Source organism: Streptomyces doebereineriae (genome assembly GCF_031845645.1).
Classification (GTDB): Bacteria; Actinomycetota; Actinomycetes; order Streptomycetales; family Streptomycetaceae; genus Streptomyces; species Streptomyces canus.
Window position 1 is genome coordinate 489,406 of the sequence record NZ_JAVREZ010000006.1, and the last position, 22,238, is coordinate 511,643.

A 22,238-nucleotide genomic window follows, 5' to 3' on the forward strand; every position below is an offset into this window, starting at 1 on the left:
GCAGTTGTCTGGCCCCGCGGCTATCGGCGGTCATCTCGTTTACGCTCGCTGCGCCGCAGTGCGCGACGTTGCTTTCCTGGCAGGGTGGCGGCCAACTCGCCCACCAGGGAGACGTCGTGGCAATCGCCATCTTGGCTGCCCCGGCACCACCACACCGGTGGGCCGACCGCGTCCGTTTCGCCCTGGTACCAGTCGCCAGTGGTCCCTGCGGAACGAGGGTGCATTCCGATCTTGTGTTCCGAGCAGATCGGCCAGACCCGCCAGAGCAACTCCATGATGGTCGACTGCGCCGCATCTGCGACCGCAGTCAGGACCGTCGTCGCATCGTCCGGCTCTGGTGGGTCGCCCTCCTCCAGGTCGCACGCATTCGCCGAATTGCCGTGCCAACGGCCGTCGGGCAGCGCCACGTAGACCTGACCCATGTCGATTCCGCTCGGGGGCAAAGGCTGCCGAGGCGGGTCAACCATCAGTATCAGTGCTTCTTGATCCGGCAGGGTCGCCATCAGGTCGCGATTGACCGCAGCGAATGCGGCCTCCAGCTTCGGCCATTGACCGGGCTCGGCCGGCCTGGGATCCGGGAGATGCTGCCAGTCATGACCAGGACCGATGCTGAAATGCGAGGAGTAGCTCACCGGGGCATCGTCTCAGTCACCCCGTACTCCTCGGAGGGCATCGAGTCCCATTCAGTATTCGCGCCGTCGCGCGTCACCATGAACAACGGACGCGATCGGAGGACCTGCCCGACTGGTTGCCCGCGCATCACCACCCCGGAATCATCCGGTCCTTCGTAGCCCTCGGGTGTGTAGCGAAAGGGCACGTCCATTGCCTCGGCATACGCGATGGCGTCGCTCTCCAGCTCCGACAGGTCCCTCCCGACCAGCGGGAGTCCGTCGTACGCAACCTGGGGACCGTGCACGGCGTCAACAGCGATGCAGAACAGCCCCGCAACTTGGCTCACATAGGCCGTGACGGCAGGCAGTGAGGGGGCCACACCGCGACGGTGGACTTCGACCTTCCAAGTCGGCGAGAAGATCGCGTGGTCCGGTGCACACTCGCTGACCTTCGTCTGGCCGAGCATCTCAGCCGCTTCAACCACTTCGTCGACGGTCATACCGAACCGGAGCGGTCCGACGCCGACACTCGGCGAATAGGACCACTCGTCCCGTTCGGCGACTCCGGTCTTGAACGCCATAGACGCTCCTCTGGAGACACCTGAGACTTGCCACCGCCCATCATGCCAATCGCCAGCAGACTGCCAGGTGCCGCCGAGCTCGCGCAGATCACTCAGCGCGAGCCCTGTACGCGACGGCCTGGTCGTTCTTGACTTCTCCGGGACTCATGAGCGGCCGCCTATGAAACGCCCGGGCTCGGTCCGACGGCGGCCTGGCTCCGGTTGCTGCGTCATCGCCCGGCCGAGACCACCCCCAGCATGCAGCCGCCGCAGCCCCTCGATACCGTCCCGCAGCAACTCAGCTCGAGGAGCTCGTGGGACCAACGCCCTGTGAAAGAATATCGACATCCGGAATGGAATGGTGAGTTCATGCTGTCGTTTGAGCAACTCAATTTCGGCAGGATTGAATTTTTGACGGGTCTCTCTGAGGCTACCTCACGACTTCATGACCCGCCTGTCGAGGGTTCATATATCTACACCAGGGACATTGGGCTGAACTTAACGACTCGAGTGATCGACGGAAGGGCCGCCAGCGCCTGGTTTCCCACTCAGATAGAGCGTTGGCGTAGCCCGGATGGATCCGGTCGCCTCGTGCGCAGAAATTACCCTCCCGAGTTTGTCTCAGTTGGTGCAGCCCGACTGCGGGAAGCAGATGCGGAACACGATGTACAGGTCGTGGATCGCCGGGTTCGTCCTGGAGAGTTCAGCACGCTCCAGGACGTATGGGAAGGCGTCATGCCTTTATCCGACGATCCCGACGACCTTTCTCGGCAGCTTATCTCCGTGAGTGGTGGAAGCGCGCGGGCTCTGCTTGGAGTCGTGAAAGACATCTATTATGATCTGGGGATTTTGGGGGCGTCACTACGTGCCGCGATTTTGCGTGTGCTGGCAGGTGTGGATGGCCTGATCCTTGCGGGAAGGGCTTCAGATGAATCCGGCCGCACGGTTTTCGGCGTCTCTGCTCCAGTGGACGGCCAGGGGGCGCAGTTCACTCTGCTTCTGGATCCGGCGACAGGGGAATTGAATGGGCACCAAGAAGTCCTGGTGAAGCGTGCCGGGAAACTTGACCTGGAGCCACCCGGGCTTCTCTCCTACGGCGAGCGGCAGGCATGGGGAAGGACTAGGGACACTGGATCGCGGCCTTGAGTAACAGCAGACAGGGCCCCTGGGAACATTTCTGTCAGGGATCGGAAAAAAGCACCGTAGTTTCTCCGGCGTTGAGAGGCCTACTGATGCCTCGTGCACTTGGGCAGGCGCATGCCTCGAAGAAGCGGGCCGAATCGTTGTGGGAGGAGCCGACGTAGGAGGACAGGGAGTTCGGGGCCTCAGTCCAGATCTTGTGGACGGTGTCGTCCCAGACGGTGACCTCCAGGAATCCGGTGTTGACCCAGGACGAGGTCTTGTTGGCGAAGCTCCACTGCTCGAAGTCCATGACGTCGTCACAGTGCGGGTCGCTCCACTGCAGACGGCGGCCTGCGACGTTCTCGTTCCAGTCCCGGTTCTTGTAGAAGCAGTACCAGCGCACGACGGTGCCCCGCGGGCACCCGTGGTAGTCGGCCGCGGGCAGCGGCGGGACAGCGGCCGCGCCATGGGAGCGCGCAGCACCCTCCAGCTTGGCGTAGACGGCCTGGAGCTGCGGGCTGTCGGGGGGGGGGGGTCTGCTTGGCGCCGGGCAGGGGGAGAACCATCACGGCCTTGCCGCCGCGCCAGGCGATCTCGTTCGAACTGATCTGCACCCCGCCAGGCTCGGAATGGGAGATCGTGTCGTCGATCTCCCGCTGGAGTAAGCCGCGGTCGGCGGTGCTGAGTGCCTCGACCTGGGGTCTGCCATCAGCGGCCGGCGGGCGGCCACCGGCTTTCGACCGCGAGGACTACAAGGCTCGGCATGCAGTCGAATGTGGAGTCAACCGCCTCAAGCGGCACAGGGCCGTGGCGACCCGGTACGACTGTGAGGATGTGGGGGTGCCGCCTCGGGTGGTGGTCTGGCCCGCGATACGACTGGCCTTGGTGCCTTGAGTTTGATCTGCCGACCACTGTCTGAGGCGGCGCATGCTGCCGCCGGACCGGTGGGCGTCTCCCGATAGGGGCCTTCGCGACAGGCACCGTCACAGTCCTGACCGTCACACTCGGCCCGGCGTCGGCCGGTGTTCCCGAGACGTCAGGAGACAGTCGACCGTGACCAGCATGACCCAGCACACCCGCGCGGAAGTGGTGCTCGGGGTGGACACCCACAAGGACATCCACGCAGCCGCGGTAGTCACCAGTACCGGAGCACTGCTGGACAGTCGCACGTTCCCCACCACGAGGGAGGGATACTGCCAACTCCTGTCCTGGGCCTGCTCCTTCGGGAAGTTACAGCGGGCCGGCGTGGAGTGCACGGGCTCCTACGGAGCCGCACTGACCCGCTACCTGCTCAGCAAGGGCCTCACGGTCACCGAGGTCAACCAGCCGGACAACGCCGCCGACGCGGCAAGACCGAAGCGATCGACGCTGCAGCAGCGGCTCACGCCGTTCTGTCTGGCCGCGCCACCGCCGCCGCCAGGACCACCAACGGCCCGGTGGAGACCATCCGGTTGTTCAAGATGGCCAAGACATCCGCGATCAAGTCCCGTTCGCAGGCCATCAACCAGCTCAAGGCCTTCCAGGTTGCCGCAGACCCGACCCTGCGTGAGTCACTGGCCGACCTGAGCAACCCCAAGCTCATCCGGCGCTGCAGTGAGCTGAGCCCCGGCGAGGGACCCGGCCCTGAGGCCGCCGCCCGACACACGCTCCGTCTCCTGGCCAGGCGCATCCTGCATCTCACCGACGAGATCAGCGACCTCACCAAACAAATCACTTCGGCCATCGGCGTCTGCGCGCCCAAACTCCTCGATGTCTACGGCGTCGGCCCCGACACCGCTGCCGCGTTACTGACAGCGGCCGGGGACAACCCGCAACGGATGGGCAGCGAGGCGTCCTTCGCCGCTCTCTGCGGCGCGAGCCCCGTCGAAGCCTCCTCCGGCAAGACCCAGCGCCGCAGACTCAACCGCGGCGGCGACCGCCAGGCCAACTCCGCCCTCTACACAATCGTCCTGGCCCGGATGCGCTGGGATACCCGCACCCGCGCCTACATCGAACGCCGAGTCTGCGAAGGCAAGACACGCCGCGAAGCCATACGCTGCCTCAAACGCTACGTCGCCCGCGAGATCTACCAGGCGATCGTCACGCTCCGACCGAATATGGACAAGCCAAGAGCAGCTGCTTGACATCCATAGGGGCATCAAGCTCGCCGTCCGCTACGAAGCCAATGTCCAGATCGCCGCCATCAACGACTGGCTCTGAGCCCGTGAGTCAAACGGACTGTCGGCCGGGTCAGTATCCGATGGCCTCCCGGAGAAGCAGCACGGTGCCGCGCCCTGGGCGGGGTTCCGCATTGAGGATGAGCAGGCGGTTGACGGCACTGGGCATCCGGTACACCGCCTGGGCTCGGGCGTTCTCCAGCGGAAGGGCGTGCTCCTCGATGCGGCGCAGGGCTGTGCTCAGGTCGGGCACCACCTTCTGCGCGCCGACGATCCAGACCGCGTGGGCGGCGCCGCCCGCGTTGGCGGGGAGTTGGCTGCCGCTGCCCGAGGCAAGAACGAGCGAGCCGGTCTCGGTGACCGCGGCGACGCTGTTGACGACGAATTCGGGGCTGGCGACCAGCCTTCGGATCTCGTCGGCGCCGGTGGCACGGTCGATGGCCAGGATGCGCGGCCTGATGGCGTCGTACTGGCCGCTGGCGTTGATGTCCTCGTCGATGCCGGACAGTCGGAGCGTCTCGCTGGCTCCGGTGAGTACGCTGGCGCCCTCGGGGACCAGGTCCTTGATGCGGACGCGCGCTTCTGCGGCGTCGTCGAGGATCTCGGCGGCGAAGCCGTTGGCACGCAGCGCAGCGGCCACCCCCTCCAGTTGTTCGGCCGTCGCCGGGTCGGTGAAGGACGTGGCCGGAGCCGGGGGGGCCGTGGCGTGTGCCCGTTCGGTCCTGGAGCCCTGCGCAGCGTGGGGCGCCGTGCCCGCCAGCGGGGAGGTGTCGAGGTACCTGACCTCGTACACCCGCTCGGCGAACCTCCAGCCTTCCTCGGTGCGCTGGTAACGGTCGTGGTAGACGGCGTAGTTCAGACCCTCGCGTCCGTCGAGGGTGCGCGCGAGTTCTTCGATGTAGGCGCGGCCGGTCGCGGTGTCGCCGTCGAGCCGGATCGTGCCGGGGTGTGTGTTCTGTATAAAGAAGTCCCACTGGCTCTGCAGCCGCTCGCCCCCGGCGAGGATCTCCTCGCGGCCGATCTGCTCTACGGGGATGTTAGGCATGCGCAGAGCGCCGTCCGGTGTGAACAGCGACGCCAGGCGAGGTCGGTCGCGCATCATCACCGCGTCGGTGAACTCGCTGCGCAGTGCCTCGATCTCGACGCGGTCCGCGATGGTCCGGAAGTCGTTCATCAAAGTCCCCTCTCTGTTTTCCGTCTCGCTGTCGCCCTCACCGGTACGACACCGTTACGACAACGCAGCGCTTCGGAATGTGAGGTGGCGCGTCGGCCTCACATTCCTGTGCGCTGCCTTGTCGTAGGGGGTAGCGGCACAGAAGCGAGCGAGGGAGACGGCCAGACCATGACCACGAGAACCGAGCCCGGGGACGGTCGGAGCGATCCGGACCTCAGCGCGATCATGAGTGAGCGGCGCCAGCTGATCAACCTCGGCTATCGACTCCTCGGGTCCCTTGCCGACGCCGAGGACGTCGTGCAGGAGACCTACGCCCGCTGGTACGCCATGTCCGCACCCGAGCAGCAGGCCATCGAGTCGCCTGGCGCCTGGCTGATGACGGTCGCCAGCCGCATTTGCCTGAACCTGCTTGGCTCGGCGCGGGCCAGGCGGGAGACGTATGTGGGCGACTGGATCCCGGAACCGCTGCCCGAGCCCACGGAGTGGATCACCGGGCGCTCCGGCGCCGGCGGGACCGACCCGGCCGACCGGGTCACCCTCGACGAGTCGGTGACGATGGCCTTCCTGGTCGTCCTCGATTCGATGACGCCGGCCGAGCGCGTCGCGTTCGTCCTGCACGACGTCTTCCGCTACCCGTTCGGTGAGGTCGCCGAGGTCGTCGGCCGCACTCCGGCGGCGTGCCGTCAACTGGCCTCGTCCGCCCGCCGGCGCATCCGCAGCGCGCAGAGGCCGGCGGGCCCGAGTGCCGGGCAGGCCGGCATCGTCAGGCAGTTCAGAACGGCGTGGGAGGCCAAGGACATCGACGCTCTGATCAGTCTGCTTGACCCCGACGCCGTTGCGACCGCCGACGGCGGCGGGCTGGCCGTCACCCACCTGCACCCGATCGTGGGCGGTGAGCAGATCGCATGCGCCTACGCCGAGATCGCCCGTGTGTCGGGCGGCCACACAACGTTCCTGGAGTGCACGGTCAACGGCCTGCCCGGCTTGGTGACACGGCAGGACGGCAACCTCTCGACCGTGTTCGCGTTCGAGATCGTGGATGACCGGATCAGGCACATCTGGGCGGTGAGAAACCCCGAGAAGCTCCGGCCCTGGCGGATCAGCTGAGGAGCGATCCGAGACACCGCAGCGATCGGATCGTGGCCAGTACCAACCCGCACCGAGCCCATATCTCAAACACGCCCTAACGACCTCGTGCACAGTTGGCCGTGGCTCGGCCGCGGGTAGCTCGTTGTACTGGGCATGATGGGGGCTGGGGCGCGCGAATTGATCGTGGCGGATTACCGGATCACCGGGTTGTCGCCGACGGTGATCGCTGAACTCGTCGCTGAAATAGGACCGTTGTGGCACACACAGCATCAGGTACCCCTGACGGCTCGGCCGCGGCGACGGGCGGTAGGGGCCGGGGCGAAGTTCTCGGGGACTGGCGTTGCCAGAACCGCGCGCCCGTCGCACCGGCCGATCGGAGTGGCTTCCTCCTGGGCAGACCAACGCAAAGACGGGTGCGAATACCTCTCGGCAACCGCAAAGCAGCGCTACGAAAGAGACGCGAACTACCGGCCGCCGGAGCTCAAGCGCTATCTCAGCCAGGGGGAAGTACGCCTCGAGCCTGTACCCTTGCCCACCCTCGATGGTGATGCAGCAGGAGCGGATCAGACCCCTCCGACAATTCCCTAGTCTCCTTCAGCGAGGGCCCCGGCCCTCGTCTTCCCAGCTGCAGGACCGACGTCGCTGCGACAGGTTGTTGCGGCTGCCGCCCGCCGTAGTTCGAGCAGGCCACACGAGCGAACGTGTTGTTCGACGCGTGGCGCTTGGCGGCCGCCGCGACGTCGTATCGGGCCTTGCCCTCGGCTTCTGGCGTACTCGCTAATGGCGGCCTGGATGGCCGCGGCTGTATCTCGCCAGTCCTCCCAGGTCGTACGCGGTGGCCTGCTTGTCGTCCAGTCACCTTCCTGGGTGGAGGTAGGCCGTTCTCGTCTCGCAAGGCGAGGACCTGAGCGTGCACCTGGTCAGCTGAAGCTGCTTCTCCACGAGTTCTTCGAAGGTGTGTGCCACCGGCGCAGATCCTACGTAGGGATCGGCGCGGTGACGGGAGTCAACGCCGTCATGGCGAGGGCCCGCGGCAGCGATGCATCGACATGTCTGCCGTATCGCCTCGGCCGGGTATACACAGCTGATGTGAGGATGACCAAGGAGTTCGCAACCACGGTTGCTGCTGTAGCCCCTGTGATCCTGCTGGTGGCTACAGTCGAGATGAACAGAACTAGAGACGAGATCCGCGAGGTCTCTCGGCGAGACGCAGAGATGAGCCACATCGTGGCGGGCCTGTTCGCGGGTGGTGTTCAGCCCACGAGAGAAGATTATGAGGATGCGCGTCGACGGTTGCGGGAGTTGCGAATGGGCAAAGGCAAGCGGCTCTTGATCGTGCTGTACACGCTCTCTGCGACACTGATCGGTGGAGTGCTTGCCGCTGCGGAGATTGCATCTCTTCGTTGGTTGGCTGAGGGAGGGCAAGACGCGGCTGGAGCGACTGCAGCCTTCTGCTACTTCGCGTTGGTTGGATCGTTCCTCTGGGTCTGGGCAGTGGCAGCCGTCCGCTATCTTCGTGCGGCCCACACCTCACGTCCGCGGCGTGAGGCGTGGTGGTTCATCCGGTACTGGTCGCTCCGTTGGACCTTCCGGCGGAGCGCGTGAGACGGAACGTCCAGCGGACCGAACTCTTTAGACGTCATTTCAGTTGGTGTGATCTTGCGGCACTCTGGGGTGATGACTGCTGCGCTTGTCGAACGGTTGGCGCCGGAAGAGCTTTGGGAGTTGTTCCAGCGGGTGGTCCCCGCCGGAACCGGAACGCCAGCAGGGCGGAGGGCACCGTCGACGAGGGGACCGCGAGGTGCTTGCTGCGATCATCTTCGTGGCCGCCTCCGGCTGCACGTGGAATCAACTGCCACCCGGATTCGGCCTGTCCGGCGTCACCGCCTTCCGCCGGTTCACCGAGTCTGGCGCTGCAGCAGAAGGGCGTGGCTGACGACCGTACCCGCCAAGCGTGGTCGCAGCGGGTGGCTGCCCGCGCCGACCCATTGCGCGAGACTGATCCGGCGCTTGCGGCTCAGGTAGCGGTGGCCTCCGGGCGGTTCGCCGACACTCCCGCGGCCCGCAGCGCCGTCCTCAGCTCCCACGGCACGCCGACCGCTACTCGGCTTCCGGCCTTCGCGGCGACGGTCACCGGCCTCGCGCTCGGCGCGGACGACACGATCCTGGCGACCGCAGATGCCACCGACGGTTTGCGGCTGAGGGACCTGACGGCCGGGTACGCCCCGGTCAAGGCCGTCGGCGTCATGCCGCCCTCGCCCATCGAGGCCCTGGCGTTCGCCGGACGCACCCTGGTGACCGCCCACCAGGACGGCCTCGTGCGGACCTGGCTGGTGACCGACGCCCGCACCCTCGCCACACCGGCTGAGGTCTACCGGCACGATGGTGTCAGGGCGTTGGCGATCTCCGCAGACGGTCGCACCATCGCCTCCGTGGACCAGCGCGGGGGCGTCCGGGTGGACCTGGCGGGTGGCGGTGCACCGATCGCGCTGTCGGTGGGATCTCGCCCCGCGGGAGTGGCACTGTCCGCCGCGGGCGACCTGCTCGCCTCGGGTGACGCGCGCGGGCCGCGTGCGTGGCGATTGCACGCCGGAGGCGCCGAGACGATGGAGCTCGGTGACCAGTTCGAGGCGAAGAGCGTGGCGGTACGTCCGGACGGACGGGAGATGGCCTTCGGCGGCGACGACCACCGGGTGTGGCTGTGGACCTCGGCGGGCTCCTCCCCGAAGCGGCCGCAGCAGCACCAGGAGGACGTGTCGGCCGTCGCCTACACACGATCCGGCACATTGGTGACCGGGTCGGTCGACCGCGACGTGCTGGTGTGGCGAGGCGGGCACGTCATCGAGACATTGCGGCATCCTGACACCGTGCTGAACGTCCGTCCGTCCGGCCGGTTCGTCGTGACCCGGGCCGCCGACAACGTCGTACGGATCTGGCGGCTCCCCTCACCGGCGGTGGAGGCGGGGCAGGGAAGACTCGGGCAGCTGAACCTCGGCTACACCCCTTGGGGCAGGCATGAGGAGCAGGCTACTCGCGCCGGGCGAGGTCCTCGGGGGATGGGCTGTGCAAGCTCTGCCGCGAGGAAGCCGCCGCGCTATCCGCTGCCTCCGCACCCGCGGCCGCGTCCCTCCCTGCGAGCCCCGAGACGGCTGAGCCGCAGACCTGCTCGGGCCGGGACGGAGACGGGCTGTGCGGCCGTACGCCCCTGCCGAACCGCAGTGAATGATCTGGTTTCGAGTCGGACCACTGACCTGCGGCGACCAGTTCAGTTGAGACGCGGGGGTGCCGGGAATCTCGAGTGATGTGGTCCTGGGCGGGTGGACGCCGGATGCTGTCTCAATTGATCTGGTCCGGCTCTGCTGTTTCAGTGGCCGTGCCGTGGCGTAACAGTGGCTCATCACCCACTGTTACCCGTGCCTATTACGTCTGGTACTTACGCCTGCTGCTCAAGCCTGTTCCTCATGCCTGTGACTTGTGCTGACGCCTCGGCCGTCTTGGGGCCACCCGCTCCGCTGTCGGCGGTGGCCGAAGAGGAGGCGGTCCCCGGGTCCAGGGCGTCGCGGACGGCGGTCAGGATGTCCTCGGTGTCGGCGCCGAGCGCTCGGGCGGCGGAGGTGAAGTCCCGGGCCAGAGTAGCGAGTTGGTCGGCATCGTGCGCGTGCGGCTCGGACGGGAGTGCCGCTACCCGGGTGCCCGCGCCACGGCGGGTGCGGATCAGCTCGGTGGCCTCCAGCTCGCGGTAAGCGCGGGCCACGGTGCCCGGCGCCAGACCGAGGTCGGCGGCGAGCTGGCGTACGGTCGGCAGGCGCTCGCCCTCGGCCAGCCGGCCGGTGCGGATCAACGCGGCCAGCTGGGCGCGGATCTGCTCGTACGGCGGTACCTGGCTAGTGGTGTCGACGCGGACGGCGGGGTCACTCATCGTCGAAAGTCCCATCGTCGGCTGCCTCGTCGTCGACCGCCCGGGGTGGCACCACGGTGATCAGAGACCATCCGAAGGTGAACAGGCTCAGCAGGCCCAGGGGGCAGATCACCACGATGGTGGCGGCGCCCAGCGGGCCGGCGCAGGCATTCTCCGTCAGAGCGACGAAGATCATCAGAACAACGAGCAGCACCTGGCTCGACACCAGCAGCCCCCAGGCTCCGGTGATCGCCCACGCGCGGTCACGGCGCTGCTGGTCGTTGCCCGGGCCGTGTGCGATACGGCGCAGGGCCCAGACGCAGGCGGGGGTTCCGACCGCGAGGGCGGCGAACATCGGGCCGCTGTAGTACAGGCCCGGCCAGGGGCCGAGGGAAGTGCGTATTCCTTCGCAGGTGACGGTCATGACACGCCCTGCTCTGCCTATCCGGCCGGGGTCGGAGGATGCCGTGACCACACCGATCACCAGCAGGGTGGCGAGGGAGGCCGCCTGCAGGAGAAGCAGGGGCGTCATACGGGGCGGCACGTGGGCTCGGGCCAGGCGCGGGGCGAGACTCGCGGTGCGTACGCCGGACGCCTGTACGTCGTCGACGTCGTCTGGCTCGGGTGATCGCAGTCCGGCTGTGGATGGTGCGAGTGGGCGTGGGTGAGCCCGGCGGGCGAGGGCCGCGCGCCAAGACGACCCCCGGCGTGGTGATCGTGTCGGCGAGGCACTGGTGCTCGGCGAGCGCGGTGAAGTCACATGGCTTCCGAAGAAGAGCGGTCATAGCTAGTACTACAGCCGAAGATCGGGTCGTGACCTGGGCTGACATCTCGGGAATGGGCGGACACGGCACAGCCACCGTGTCGGGGCCGTCCGAAGACGTGTAGGCGAGCGGGCGTGCGCTGTTTCCTGACGGCGACGGACCCGGCGCCGCAGGCTGGCGATAGCGTGGAACCGAGACTCGAGCGATGAGGAGGGCGCGTGCGATTCGCGCTTGACGCACTGTTCGCTGACGTGCCTGCGGAGCGATCCCTGCTGCTCCTGTGAGACACACAGCCCGTTTCCCAAGGTGGGCGAGGCGCGGTGTGAGGTGTGGGCCGAGGGCCTGCGGCGACGGGGCCCGCTGCTCCTGGTCGTGCTGCTCGCCGTGGTGTGCTGGCTGTGTCACTTCCCCTGGATGTCGTTTCGACTTGAGTTTGGGAGTCACCTGGCGCGCGTTTTCGTGATCAATGGCGATGGGAATCGATGTCACTGTGCCGCTGCGTCAGTGCCTGCCTGCGGGCCCGGATTCTCCAAGTCCCGCCGGCGTCCTTTCGGCCTGAGATGTCCTGTCAGGCACTGTTTCGGTCGCCCTGACCAGTCTCTTACGCTCAGCGCCGGGCAGTCGGCGGGTCCTGGTTACCGATCTTCGATGGGGAACGCGCCGGTGCGGGGAAGGTCTTGTTCGGCCCAGGCGCCCATGGTGGCCAGCACGACCTCGAGTCGTGCGCCTGCCGGGGTGAGTTCGTACTCCACGCGGGGCGGGATCTCCGGATAGGCCGTGCGGGTGACCAGCCCTAGGAGTACGAATCGTCGTAGTCGTGAGGACAGGGTCTTGGGGCTGATCCCCGGAAGCCCGGCGCGCAGCTCGGTGAAGCGTTTCGGGCCGGTCAGCAGCTCCCGCACGATCAGCGTCGCCCAGGGCCCGTCCAGCACGGTCAGGAACCGGGCGATCGGACATTCCGGCAAGGGGTGATCCAGCTCACTCATGTTCTCCCCATTAGTTCATTTGAGGGAACTGATTCCCTCAGGGAACCATAGCCGGAGGAGCCCGCGCCCCACACGATGGAGGACCTCATGACCGCGATCAGTACGGCCAACACCGCGAGCGAGATGGTGCGCTCGGCCACGAGCACCGCGTTGCGGGTCGCCGCGCGTGAGCTGGAGCTCTATGACACCGGGGACGTCGCCGGGGCGGATGAGGTGTTCGCCCCGGATCTGATCGACCACAACCCCGCTGGTGACGCTGCCTCGGGCATCGACGGCATGCGAGCGCTGATCGCCGCGACCCGCGTCGGATTCAGCGACAGGCAGCACCGGATCCTGTTCCAGGAGGAGCTCCCCGGCGGCTGGGTCGTCCTTCATTGGCGGATGACCGCGACCCACACCGGAGACGCCTTCGGGTTCCCCGCCAGCGGCAACCCGGTAGATATCAACGGCCAGGACATCATGCGCATTGTTGACGGCAAGATCACCGAGATCTACCACGTCGAAGAAATGCTCAAGCTCACCCAACAGATCAGCAGCGGCGCGCAGCCGGCCTGAAGATCGTGACCTTCTCGGACCACACCTGCCCCGAGCCCTGCGGCAGCAGCACCCCCACCGTCCCACGCAAGCCCTTGGCTGACGTCAAAACAGACCGTCATCGCAATACTCAGTCAGCAGGTGACTCCCACAGTCACGTCGGAACAACTCCCTCCCGCGGTTACAAAGCCAGTGTGCAGCGAGTTGCAGCACGAGTGCGTGGCGGACGTCGTGGTTGGGGTGCTGCTCGTGGTCCTGGTCGTGGTCCCTGAGTTGCCGCAGAGCGGTGTCGTGGGTGCAGCGCAGGATTTGCATGGGCCAGGCGGCACACGGGTGCTGCACGGGTAGCAGCCCGGCCCGGCCGGTGCAGCACGGCCGGCTGCTGCACGCCCCTCGGGCCATGCTGCCCCACGGTCGGCGCCCGCTGCTTTGCGACAGCCAGAACAGCGGTGGGCCCGGCCTGCGGCTGGATTAGGCGTCGATGATGCTGCATGCCTTGGTAACGCGCTCTCGGGTGCGGGTGACATCGGCCTCGGTGTAGACGGTGTTGTGACGCACCAGCTCCTGGTAGGTGCGCACGGCTGATTCACCGATCCGTTCGACCACTTCGCGGACATCGGTGATCCCGTCGAGTGCACCGCCACCAATGTCCACCCGTAGGGCCTGAGACCCGAATTCCCGCACCAGGCCTGCACTGAGCAGGACGTAGCGGGATCGGGCGTCGGCGTTCAGGGCAATCCGTTCCCTGGCCAGGGGCGGGCTCGGGGACGTGAATTGGCTCGGGTCCGTGAGGCAGGAGTACACGGCGGTGGGACGAGCGTTCGTGGGGTCCAGCCGGCCGTACACCTGGCAGGCCTGGAGCGCGCACAGCCAGGCCATCGAGACTTCGCCGGTCTTTACACGGAGCTCAGCCAGGTTGTAGTAGACGGAGCCCAATACCGCTTGGTCCTGGTCGCCTTCTCCCGCCTGGGCGACCCTGACCGCATGGCGGTTGGCCTTCCCATAGTGGCGCAGGGCAAGGGCCCACTGGCCGCGAGCGATCGCGTCGTCGCCGAGCCGGATGGCGCCGGTGACCGTCCGTCGTTCGCCATTGAGCGATCGCCAGCGCATCGAACCCCCTCGTTGTGGCGTGGACCGCTCGGACGAGGACCGTGCAACCCCGCGGGTCATACGGCGTGCCGCTGAGGTTATCCCCCGCATCGGTGTTGCGGCGAGGCCGCCGAGCAGGAGATGTGCCAGCGCACTGCGTGGCAGCTGACCGGCTATCTGCTGCTCGATGCCGCCGACCGGTACCGCATCGACACGGTCGGCCTCTACCTGTCCCCGCTCCGGGGTCCTCGCCTCCTGGCCCGTCGACGACTTCCTCGCCCTGCTGGGCGCCTGCCGCCGCGACCTCGCCGAGCTGCGCGGCGTGTTCGGCGAACTGCTCGCCGGATGCCGGGGCCGGGCCGACGCCGGGTACTTCGGCACCGAGGAGGAGACCGAACGCGTCCAGCAGCTGCTGGAGCGCCTGTCGCCAGTCGCCGGGCCCGGCTGCTGCCCGGTGTGCATCCAGGCCCTGCCCGAGTCCACTGGTCGGCCACGGAAGTTCTGCACCACCTGGTGCCGTGACCGGGACAAGGTCCTCCGGCGCCGCGGACTGCTCCCTGCCGGTCCGCGCACGCTGCTTCCCGCCCCGCGCAAGCAGAACTGGAGCTTCCCGACGACGCGGAGATGTGAGCCTCGCTGCCGCGCGCGCACCCCGGCCCGGCCGTAGCCACGCCCGCAGTGCTCAGGCAGGACGCCGAAGTACTGCCCGAACGCTGTCGAGGCCCCTGAGAAGCGTGGTTGAGACGTCAGACATCGCGATCAACAGCTCAGGTGCCTCGCTCGTTGCGCTTCGTAGACCGTCACCCGATCGGTGACCAACTCGAAGAAGCTCACGTGAGGTTGGAGAGGGCTCCGCGTCTCGGCGGCGGGGACGCGTCCCCGCCGCCTACGTCGCAGGCGTCATCGCCGTTGTCGATTCCTCATTCATTCTTGACTGAATCCAGGGCGTCCACCGTAAGCAACGTTGCCCGCCGACGGCTCGGGGGATATTCCTTTGCGCATTTTTTGAGTGAGTGCCGTGGAATATTTGCTTACATGATCATTAAGGTCGCCTTAATTCGGATGCTTTCGCCATTTTCATGGCACGTCCTCATTCGTCATAGGGGGGTCCTATGTTGCTTGCCCGACACACCAGACACAGACGTGTTTCCTGGGCTGTCGTCTTCTTCACGGTGTTCGCTTGCTTCGGTCTGGCCAGCAGCACCCAAGCGAGTGCCACCACTGCGAGTGGTGACTTCTCCGCGATCTCGCCCTCGGCCACGATCGTCGATACGCGTTCGGGTCTCGGCGTCAGCGCCGCGCTCGGTGCGGCGTCCACCAATGTCTTTCACTGGGGGAGGGCGGCGTTCCCAGTTCCGGGGTATCGGCTGTGTCTCTGGACATCACTGCGGCCAACGCCACCTCGTCCGGCAGTTACCTGGAGCTGTGGCCCGACGGCACCACCAGGCCCTACCCGGCATCCGCCATCGATTTCTCCAGCAGCGCAGACGTCAGCAACTCAGCGATTGTCGCTGTCGGTTCGGATGGAAAGGTCGACGTCTCCAATTCCAGCGGCACCGCTGACCTCATCGTGAACGTCAACGGCTACTTCACCTCTGACGGCGACGCGACCTTCCCCGGCGGATACGTTCCGGTCACCCAGTCCCGGCTCGTCGACACCCGAAACGGCACAGGTGCCCCCCAGGCGCAGATCGCGCCCGGCGGAACCCTGAACGTTCAGATCGACGGTGCGGACGGCATAACTGACGAGGGATCGGTCTATGCCAATATCACCGTTCCTGTCCCCCGGCAGTTCCGGAACCCTCTACGCCTACGCCACCGGAGGATCGGCAGGTCAACCCGTCGTTGACTACAAGAGTGTCACCACGTCGCAGGGGGCAGTGATCCCCGTAGGCGCAAACGGGCAGATCACCCTGAAGAACGGATCGTCCACTCAGTCCGTCGACGTAGTCCTCGACGTCTATGGCTACTTCACTCAAGCGTCCTCCGGTGACGGGGTCTTTACCGCGGCCCAAGGCCGGCTGCTTGACACCCGCACCTCCACTGCCATCCCGGCCGACAGCAGCGTCAGCGTCATGGTGGCGGGCAACGACGGCATCCCTGCGTCCTTCGGCGCGGCCGTGCTCAACCTGACCACGACCGGGCAGCAGAACTCCGGCTACCTGCGCGTGTGGCCAACCGGACAGCCGATGCCGTCGACCACCTGGTGGGCAACTTCCAGGCGAACACCTCCACCGCCGACCTGGTGATCGCACAGCCCGGTGACCAGGGCGCAGTGAGCATCTACAACGCCAGCGGTGGCACCATCCAGCTCATCGTCGACCTGCAGGGCTGGTTCTCCCTCGACGGCAACGACGACAGCGGCGCCCTGACAACGCAACCGCCGGTTGATCCCCCGGAGACAGATCTGACCGACGCGCCCACGGACCCTGCGGCCGCCTCCTCCGAGCCTGCCCTTCCCACCGACGCGCCGACCGGCATCGCACCCGCAGGCGTGTACTGCGACACCGCGGGCGGCGTTTACAAGCCCACCTCGCTTGGCGGCAAGTACATCCACTCCTTCGGCCCCTGGCAGTCCAACTACAACGGCACCACCCACAACGAGACCACCACGTTCACTGCTGAGGCATCGGGGACCGCCGGCATCAGCTTGACCGGATCGGTGAAGGTCTCGGCAAACGAACTCATCGCACGCCAAGAAGCAACCTATGGAATCAACTTTTCCGTATCGCTCACCGCGAAACTGGGGAATTCGATAACCGCGATCATCCCGCCGCACAAGACCCTCAACGGCAAGTACGGTGTCTGGCGACGGCGAATAACAGGCACTAGCTACATCCTGTACAGCAACTGCACGCGCTCCGCGTCCTCGACCGTCATCTCTTACACGTCCTACACCGTCGGCTGGTACACATGGCAAACCTGACAAGGGCACGCGTTGCAGCGGTGATTGTCCTAGCAGTGAGCGTTCCCCTCGTAGCGGGCTGCACAACGCATGACAGCCAGACCTCATCGCAAAACGTCCCGAACGCGTCCCCGACCCCGTCCCATCCGACTCCGCCCATCGATGTGACAAGAACGCCACCGGACATCTCCGGCTCGACCAAAACATTCGTTCGCCTGGCCGACCGAACAGGGTCGGAAGAGGTGACAGTGATCCCAAGCATCAAGGCAGGGACCATCGCCGTGGCAACCGAATGCGCCGGCGAGGGAAAGACGATCATCATGGTCGGGAAATTGACCACCTACACCATCCCCTGCACGACCACACCCTCGACGACCTACAACGAGATCGGGCTGGGCAGCAGCAAGCAACACGTCCTCATCACGGTCACGGCCGGCGCCGGAATCCACTGGGGCTTGTCAGTCGGATGGCGGCCGGGACACGAACGCCCGTCCTGACCCAGGCCATCCCCGGCCCCAGGCCGCCCCGGAAGCCTCCGGGGCGGCCTGGGCCGCTGCTCACTATCTGGACGTCGGTTCCTAGATCCGGTGTGGCGCGAAGCGGGCCCGGAAGACCAAGAACCCGACCGAATGCCGTCCTGGCGGACCAGCACCGAGACGTCTCGCACGCGAGACACTCACCCAGCCGCCGCGGCCGCGCTGGACTACGGACTGTCCCCAACGAGCCTTGATCGCCGTTTCCAGCCGTACGAAAGACGATACGGAGCTGAGCCGACTCCGAAAGGCCATTTTTGATGGTTGAATCTCGCTGTTTCGTCCGATCATCGAGATCTTTTTCGAGCTTTACGGACGCTGAGCACTCCTGCGCTGTCGTCCTCGGCGGGAACGCAGGCCGTACCTGGGGCAAGTGGGCTGGCCTTCCTCGTCAGAAGCCAGCAGGGCCGATCGGCGGCTGACCCGGCGCTGCGCCCTCCTGGTGGCGACCGGCTATGGCTGCGGCGAGCGCCAGAAGCGCCTCCACTTGAGCCATCTGCAAGCGGTAGTCAGGCTGGACTGTTCCTCCCATGGCACCTCTCAGCGGCGTCAAGAGTTCGATGGCGGCTTGCTCGTGCTCTTCGTAGCTGGCCATGCATGTCTCCAGGTCAATTGGTGCGGCGCGGCACGCTACCGCGCGATCAACGGAGCGGCTCCGGGGCCGTGATCTTAGGGGCTCGCTCCAAAGCGGCTGTCCAGAGCCGTGGAGTTGATCGCCTCAGCCCACACGATCCCATGGGGCGAGTAGGGTGATTGCTGCATCCCCTAGCCGTCCCTGACTTTCCGTTCTCTTGTTGGCTGGTGGGTCATAGAGGAAGGGCCTCTTGGTAGCTCGCGGTTGTCGAGTCCAGCGAGGCTGTCTCGCCCATCGGTTCGGGAACGCGGCCGACCGGCCAGAGCGCCGACCCCGGTACGGCTCGGACATGAGCGATACGGAGTGGGCACTGGTGCGGGATCTGCTGCCGGTTCCGGGATGGCTGGCGGGCCGAGGCGGCCGTCCGGAGGGCTACTGCCACCGGCAGATGATCGACGCGGTGCGCTACCTCGTCGACAAATGGCGACTTCGGGGGAGCGGGTCGCCGACCGGGCCAGGTGCCGTGAGTCCTTCTCGTCAGGCCTTCCTGCGCCGCACGAAGAACACCAGCGCGCCACCGATCAGCAGGGCGCCCGCGCCCACCGCGCCGGCGACGGGCAGCGCACTGCTGCTGCCCGTGCTGGCGAGCGAGCCGGTCACGGCCGCGTCGGCGACCGTCCGGGAGCGGACGTCGTTGCCGTTGTCGCCCGTGCCGGCGGGGGACGCGGAGGCCGAGGCGGTGGCGGTGTCGGCGTCCTCGACCTCGACGGTGACGGGCGCGGTGTTGTTGGCCTGGTTGTCGTCGAACTCCAGGGTGTTGTCGTACGCCGTGGTCGCCTTGGCCGTACCGGTGGTGGTGTCGGCACCATCACGGATCTCCAGGCCGAAGCGGAAGGTACGGGTGTCCCCGACCTCGAATCCGGTGTCCAGAGGGTTGCAGACGTACTGCGGCGCGCCGGGGGTCTGCTCGCCGTTGCCCATCTGCGCGTCGGCGATCCACACGCTGCACTGCCTGGGGATCTCCACGGCCCTGGTGCCGGTGGGGACGGTGAACAGCAGCGCCGGCTGGTCGTCGCTGTAGTTGTTGTCCATGCGGGCGGGGCCCTCGTTGCTCAACGAGAGGTCCACGTGCACCAGGTCGCCCGGCGCGCCCTCGGCGGTGTCGCCGCCCGCGGCCATGTCGGCGGAGTTGTCGGCCAGCACGTACTGCCTGCCGATCTTCGTGCCGGAGGTGTCCGCGGCTCCGGCAGCGACCAGGGAGAGCTTCGGACCGCTCCCCGACGGCGCCTCGGCGCCCGACAGGGGCAGGGCCTCGCGGCGGACGAACTCGTGGAGGGCCTGGTGGGTCACCTCCAGGTCCAGCGGCTGGTCCAGCCGGTAGCTCTTGCCGGGCTCGACGACCGTGTCGAAGGTGCACAGGGCCTGCTCGGAGGGGCCGCCGTACGGGTCTGGGGAGACCGAGGAGTAGGCGCAGTTGGAGAACCGGTCGGCGTACGCGAGGCCTCGGGTGGTGAGCACCTTCAGCTGGACCCCGTCGGCGGGCACGATGCCGGTGTTGCTGATGATGACCGGCGTCCCGATCGTGGTCCCCGGCTTGTCGCCCTTGCGGTCGGCCAACTTGTTCACCGTCAACTCGGCGGAGCCCACCGTCATTTGGACGGGGGTGGAGACCACCGTGCCGTTGGACGACGTGCCCTTCATGATCACCGTGCCGGTGGTGCCGCGCGGCGTGCCGGGCTTGGGGTTGATGTTCGCGATGCCGCCGGGGGTATCGCCCTCGGCAACCTCCGCGAGGGTGGGCCATGTGTAGACGTCGTCAGCAGCTTGCGGTTGACGATGAGCCAGCTTTTGACGTTGGTCAGGTCCATGCTGATGGTGACGTCCTTCGCGACACCGGGCCCGTCGTTGCGGAGCAGCCAGCTCACCTGTGACGGAGCATCGCTTGGTGGGATGGGCAACGCGATCTTGTCCTGGCGCATCTTGATGTGCACGATCGGACCGTCCGCGGACTGCGCGGGATGTCGCGGGCAGCCATGCGACGACGACGGCCGCGACGGCGGTCAGCACGGCCCCCGCCATGCGTCGGCGGTTGATCATCCTGGGTCCCTTACCCGCGGAGCGTGTCTCGCTCCGCCCAGCCACTCAGACATCCGGCGGCCACCGAGGGTTGCCCCCGAGTTCTACCGGCCGCCCGTCAGATACGCCGAGACGACGACGTTCGCGGAGTAACCGCGGCTCGGCCGGTCGAAGGCGCAGCCGCAGGTGATCAGGCGCAGTTCGGCGCGGCAGCGGACGTGCGCCTGGCGCCCAGCAGCCCGCAACCGCGTCAAACGCTGACTGCCCTGCCCTGCCCTGCCCCGGCCCGGCGGAGCCCTGTGCCGGCCAGTCCCAACAGGAGGGGCTCGGTCAGGCGGGAGGTCATCTCGATGTAGGTGCCAGCGGCGGTCAGGCCGGAGGAGCGGGCCACCACCGAGTTGAGGGTCGGCGTCACCTGGGTCGTCGAAAGATCCTTCGCCTGGCTTCTGCGCAGCCGGCGCCTGGTCCGTGACTACGAACGACGCACCGACACCAGCGAGGCCGTCATCCTGTGGTCGATGACCATGCTCATGAGCCACCGCCTGGCCGCCCAGCGCCAGCAGCGTCCTGCTCCGGCACGGGCAGCATGTACCTGCCCGGCTTCTCCTCGACCAGCCAGCCCCGCTCCACCAGCCGTTTCAGCCGTGCCCTCGCTCCCTCGACACGGGAAGCGGAGGCGCTGTCCCAGCCCAGCACCACCGCCGCCCGCCGGGCACCCAACCCCTCTCCTCACACGGGAGTCGGGCTCGCCCGGCCTCCCCGCCCGGACGGACTAGGCGTACTCCCGTCGCACCACGTCCCGCGATGCCCGGGGCGCGGGCGCGGTCGCAGAAAGTCGTTTCCGTGCCGGTGGCGGCGGCCCTAAGGTTGCCCAGGTTGTCCGGGACCTGGGGAGGGGCATGGCGTACGAGGCGCGGCGTGACGGGGAGCCCGATGGCCGTACGGCTTCCCCGTCGTCCGACGACAAGCCGCGCCCGCTGTGGCGGCAACGGGACTTCGCCGTCTTCTGGGCCGCCCAGACCCTCTCCGTCCTCGGCGACTCCTTCGCCCTGATCGCCCTGCCCCTGCTGGTGCTGGAGGCCACGGGCTCCCTCGCGCGGATGGGGCTGCTGACGGCGGTGGGCGGGGCGGCCGCGGTCGTGGCGGCCGTGTTCGCCGGGGTCGTGGTGGACCGGGTCGACCGGCGCCGGCTGCTGATCGGCTGTGACCTGGTGCGCCTGGTGCTGTACGGCGTGATCCCGGTGGTGTGGCTGTTCGGGCCGCAGGTCTGGCTGCTGTACGCGGTCCTGCCGCTGTGCGAGGCCGTCGGCACACTGTTCGCCGTCGGCTACGTCACCGTCGTACGGAGTCTCGTCGGGACCGGCCAACTGACCGAGGCCAACGGGCGGTTGAACGCGACCGCAGCTGCGGCCGGCGTACTGGGCCCGCTGTGCGCGGGCATGGTGGCCGCCTGGACCGGGCCGGCCGCCGCCGTCGGGGTGAACGCCGCGAGCTTCGGGGTGTCCGCGGTGTGCACGGCCTTCGTGCGGTTCCGGGCGCGGCCCGTCGGAGCCGACGGCGAACGCACAGGCCTCTGGCGGGACTTGCGGACCGGAGTGACCTTCCTGCGCGGCCATCCCGTCCTGCGTACGCTCACCGCGCTGCTGTTCGTCTTCAGCTTCCTCACCTTCGGCCTGAACGACCTGATCATCTACCACCTCAAGCACGACCTGGGCCACGGCGACGACACGGTCGGCACCGTCATGGCCGTCGGCGCACTCGGAACGATCACCGGCGCCCTGCTGGTGGCCCGGGCCCGCCGCCGGCTCGGCTTCGGCGTGACCTGGACGGCCGCGGTCGCGGTGTGCGGGCTCGCCTTCGCCGGCATGGGCTGGGCGCGGGACGTGCCCGTCGTCGCGGCCCTGAGCGCCGCCTTCCTGGCCTGCGTCGCCGTGGCGGGCACCTGCTCCATGTCCCTACGCCAGGAGGTCACCCCGGAACCGCTCCTGGGCCGTGTCACCGCCGCCTTCTGGACCCTGCACTACTCAGCGGCCCCGATCGGCGCGGCCGTCCTCACCTGGGCGGCGGAGCACCACGGCACGGCCCCGGTCGGTGTGGCCGCCGGCGCGTGCTGCGTACTGATCGCGATCACGGCCCTGTTCACCCCCGTCCGGCGGGCCTGAGACCG

At 67.4% G+C, this 22,238-nt stretch carries 22 protein-coding genes and 7 pseudogenes; 15 read left to right on the forward strand and 14 right to left on the reverse strand.

Annotated features, from left to right (window positions below):
• Positions 1 to 20 precede the first annotated feature (20 nt).
• The gene (locus RNB18_RS20765; RefSeq protein ID WP_311715574.1) at positions 21 to 632 is read right to left on the reverse strand and encodes a hypothetical protein; all 612 of its coding nucleotides are present in this window, start codon (positions 630 to 632) and stop codon (positions 21 to 23) included.
• Positions 629 to 1,192 carry a hypothetical protein gene (locus tag RNB18_RS20770; protein WP_311715575.1) on the reverse strand — a complete coding sequence of 188 codons (564 nt, stop codon included), beginning with the start codon at positions 1,190 to 1,192 and terminating at the stop codon, positions 629 to 631. The genes RNB18_RS20765 and RNB18_RS20770 overlap by 4 nt, the downstream gene beginning before the upstream one ends.
• Before the next feature lie 309 nt (positions 1,193 to 1,501).
• Between RNB18_RS20770 and RNB18_RS20775 the strand changes: the two genes are divergently transcribed.
• The gene (locus tag RNB18_RS20775; RefSeq protein WP_311715576.1) at positions 1,502 to 2,317 is read left to right on the forward strand and encodes a hypothetical protein; all 816 of its coding nucleotides are present in this window, start codon (positions 1,502 to 1,504) and stop codon (positions 2,315 to 2,317) included.
• A 34-nt stretch (positions 2,318 to 2,351) separates the two neighbouring features.
• Here RNB18_RS20775 and RNB18_RS20780 read toward each other — a convergent pair whose 3' ends face one another.
• Entirely contained in the window at positions 2,352 to 2,696 is a 345-nt protein-coding gene (locus tag RNB18_RS20780) for a hypothetical protein (protein WP_394817646.1), read from the reverse strand.
• A gap of 314 nt (positions 2,697 to 3,010) precedes the next feature.
• Between RNB18_RS20780 and RNB18_RS20785 the strand changes: the two are divergent.
• Positions 3,011 to 3,187 (forward strand): annotated as a pseudogene (locus RNB18_RS20785) (IS5/IS1182 family transposase); the annotation flags it as partial.
• 168 nt (positions 3,188 to 3,355) lie between these two features.
• Positions 3,356 to 4,416, forward strand: a pseudogene (locus RNB18_RS54090) (IS110 family transposase).
• 106 nt (positions 4,417 to 4,522) lie between these two features.
• Here RNB18_RS54090 and RNB18_RS20795 read toward each other — a convergent pair.
• The gene (locus RNB18_RS20795; RefSeq protein ID WP_311715577.1) at positions 4,523 to 5,623 is read right to left on the reverse strand and encodes an LUD domain-containing protein; all 1,101 of its coding nucleotides are present in this window, start codon (positions 5,621 to 5,623) and stop codon (positions 4,523 to 4,525) included.
• Between the two features lie 168 nt (positions 5,624 to 5,791).
• Between RNB18_RS20795 and sigJ the strand changes: the two genes are divergently transcribed.
• From sigJ to RNB18_RS20815, 4 genes and pseudogenes are all read left to right on the forward strand, one after another.
• A complete protein-coding gene (gene sigJ, locus RNB18_RS20800; RefSeq protein WP_311715578.1) occupies positions 5,792 to 6,730 on the forward strand; it encodes an RNA polymerase sigma factor SigJ in 939 nt (312 codons plus the stop codon).
• 978 nt (positions 6,731 to 7,708) lie between these two features.
• A complete protein-coding gene (locus RNB18_RS20805; RefSeq protein WP_311715579.1) occupies positions 7,709 to 8,317 on the forward strand; it encodes a hypothetical protein in 609 nt (202 codons plus the stop codon).
• A 72-nt stretch (positions 8,318 to 8,389) separates the two neighbouring features.
• Positions 8,390 to 8,618 (forward strand): annotated as a pseudogene (locus tag RNB18_RS20810) (transposase); the annotation flags it as partial.
• A gap of 22 nt (positions 8,619 to 8,640) precedes the next feature.
• Positions 8,641 to 10,014, forward strand: coding sequence for a WD40 repeat domain-containing protein (locus RNB18_RS20815; protein WP_311715580.1), 1,374 nt, complete (start codon positions 8,641 to 8,643; stop codon positions 10,012 to 10,014).
• Between the two features lie 242 nt (positions 10,015 to 10,256).
• On the opposite strand, the pseudogene RNB18_RS20820 reads toward RNB18_RS20815, so the two are convergent.
• The 3 genes and pseudogenes from RNB18_RS20820 to RNB18_RS20830 form a co-directional block, all read right to left on the reverse strand.
• Positions 10,257 to 10,631, reverse strand: a pseudogene (locus RNB18_RS20820) (GntR family transcriptional regulator); the annotation flags it as partial.
• On the reverse strand, positions 10,624 to 11,142 hold the full coding sequence (locus RNB18_RS20825) for a hypothetical protein (protein WP_311715581.1): 519 nt from the start codon (positions 11,140 to 11,142) through the stop codon (positions 10,624 to 10,626). The gene RNB18_RS20825 and the pseudogene RNB18_RS20820, both read right to left, overlap by 8 nt.
• An 867-nt stretch (positions 11,143 to 12,009) precedes the next feature.
• Entirely contained in the window at positions 12,010 to 12,360 is a 351-nt protein-coding gene (locus RNB18_RS20830; protein ID WP_311715582.1) for a winged helix-turn-helix transcriptional regulator, read from the reverse strand.
• 87 nt (positions 12,361 to 12,447) lie between these two features.
• Between RNB18_RS20830 and RNB18_RS20835 the strand changes: the two genes are divergently transcribed.
• Complete coding sequence (locus RNB18_RS20835; protein ID WP_311715583.1) at positions 12,448 to 12,915, forward strand: ester cyclase; 468 nt, start codon at positions 12,448 to 12,450, stop codon at positions 12,913 to 12,915.
• A gap of 450 nt (positions 12,916 to 13,365) precedes the next feature.
• Here the strand turns inward: RNB18_RS20835 and RNB18_RS20840 are convergent, their stop codons facing one another.
• On the reverse strand, positions 13,366 to 14,004 hold the full coding sequence (locus RNB18_RS20840; RefSeq protein WP_311715585.1) for a hypothetical protein: 639 nt from the start codon (positions 14,002 to 14,004) through the stop codon (positions 13,366 to 13,368).
• A 166-nt stretch (positions 14,005 to 14,170) separates the two neighbouring features.
• Between RNB18_RS20840 and RNB18_RS20845 the strand changes: the two genes are divergently transcribed.
• The 5 genes from RNB18_RS20845 to RNB18_RS20865 all read left to right on the forward strand — a co-directional run bounded on the left by RNB18_RS20845 (position 14,171) and on the right by RNB18_RS20865 (position 17,385).
• Complete coding sequence (locus RNB18_RS20845; RefSeq protein WP_311715586.1) at positions 14,171 to 14,650, forward strand: hypothetical protein; 480 nt, start codon at positions 14,171 to 14,173, stop codon at positions 14,648 to 14,650.
• Positions 14,651 to 15,352: 702 nt separating this feature from the next.
• On the forward strand, positions 15,353 to 15,832 hold the full coding sequence (locus RNB18_RS20850; RefSeq protein ID WP_311715587.1) for a hypothetical protein: 480 nt from the start codon (positions 15,353 to 15,355) through the stop codon (positions 15,830 to 15,832).
• Between the two features lie 31 nt (positions 15,833 to 15,863).
• Positions 15,864 to 16,232, forward strand: a complete 369-nt coding sequence (locus RNB18_RS20855) for a hypothetical protein (RefSeq protein ID WP_311715588.1) — start codon at positions 15,864 to 15,866, stop codon at positions 16,230 to 16,232.
• Positions 16,154 to 16,909 carry a hypothetical protein gene (locus RNB18_RS20860; RefSeq protein WP_311715589.1) on the forward strand — a complete coding sequence of 252 codons (756 nt, stop codon included), beginning with the start codon at positions 16,154 to 16,156 and terminating at the stop codon, positions 16,907 to 16,909. Before RNB18_RS20855 ends, RNB18_RS20860 begins: the two co-directional genes overlap by 79 nt.
• A complete protein-coding gene (locus RNB18_RS20865; RefSeq protein ID WP_311715590.1) occupies positions 16,897 to 17,385 on the forward strand; it encodes a hypothetical protein in 489 nt (162 codons plus the stop codon). The genes RNB18_RS20860 and RNB18_RS20865 overlap by 13 nt, the downstream gene beginning before the upstream one ends.
• Positions 17,386 to 17,812: 427 nt before the next feature.
• Here RNB18_RS20865 and RNB18_RS20870 read toward each other — a convergent pair whose 3' ends face one another.
• The 5 genes and pseudogenes from RNB18_RS20870 to RNB18_RS20890 all read right to left on the reverse strand — a co-directional run bounded on the left by RNB18_RS20870 (position 17,813) and on the right by RNB18_RS20890 (position 20,486).
• Positions 17,813 to 18,016, reverse strand: a complete 204-nt coding sequence (locus RNB18_RS20870; protein WP_280859260.1) for a hypothetical protein — start codon at positions 18,014 to 18,016, stop codon at positions 17,813 to 17,815.
• Positions 18,017 to 18,532: 516 nt separating this feature from the next.
• Positions 18,533 to 19,696: an LPXTG cell wall anchor domain-containing protein gene (locus RNB18_RS20875; protein ID WP_311715591.1), complete on the reverse strand. Its 1,164-nt coding sequence runs from the start codon at positions 19,694 to 19,696 to the stop codon at positions 18,533 to 18,535.
• 2 nt (positions 19,697 to 19,698) lie between these two features.
• Entirely contained in the window at positions 19,699 to 19,986 is a 288-nt protein-coding gene (locus tag RNB18_RS20880; protein ID WP_311715592.1) for a hypothetical protein, read from the reverse strand.
• Between the two features lie 189 nt (positions 19,987 to 20,175).
• Positions 20,176 to 20,280: pseudogene (locus RNB18_RS20885) on the reverse strand (class F sortase); the annotation flags it as partial.
• 41 nt (positions 20,281 to 20,321) lie between these two features.
• Positions 20,322 to 20,486 (reverse strand): hypothetical protein, encoded by a 165-nt coding sequence (locus RNB18_RS20890; RefSeq protein ID WP_311715637.1) that lies wholly within the window; start codon positions 20,484 to 20,486, stop codon positions 20,322 to 20,324.
• On the opposite strand from RNB18_RS20890, the pseudogene RNB18_RS53735 reads away from it, so the two are divergent.
• A pseudogene (locus RNB18_RS53735) lies at positions 20,470 to 20,541 on the forward strand (hypothetical protein); the annotation flags it as partial. The gene RNB18_RS20890 and the pseudogene RNB18_RS53735 overlap by 17 nt on opposite strands.
• 58 nt (positions 20,542 to 20,599) lie before the next feature.
• On the opposite strand, the pseudogene RNB18_RS20900 reads toward RNB18_RS53735, so the two are convergent.
• Positions 20,600 to 20,797: pseudogene (locus RNB18_RS20900) on the reverse strand (hypothetical protein); the annotation flags it as partial.
• 173 nt (positions 20,798 to 20,970) lie between these two features.
• Here RNB18_RS20900 and RNB18_RS20905 point away from each other — a divergent pair.
• Entirely contained in the window at positions 20,971 to 22,233 is a 1,263-nt protein-coding gene (locus RNB18_RS20905; RefSeq protein ID WP_311715593.1) for an MFS transporter, read from the forward strand.
• Positions 22,234 to 22,238: the final 5 nt, after the last annotated feature.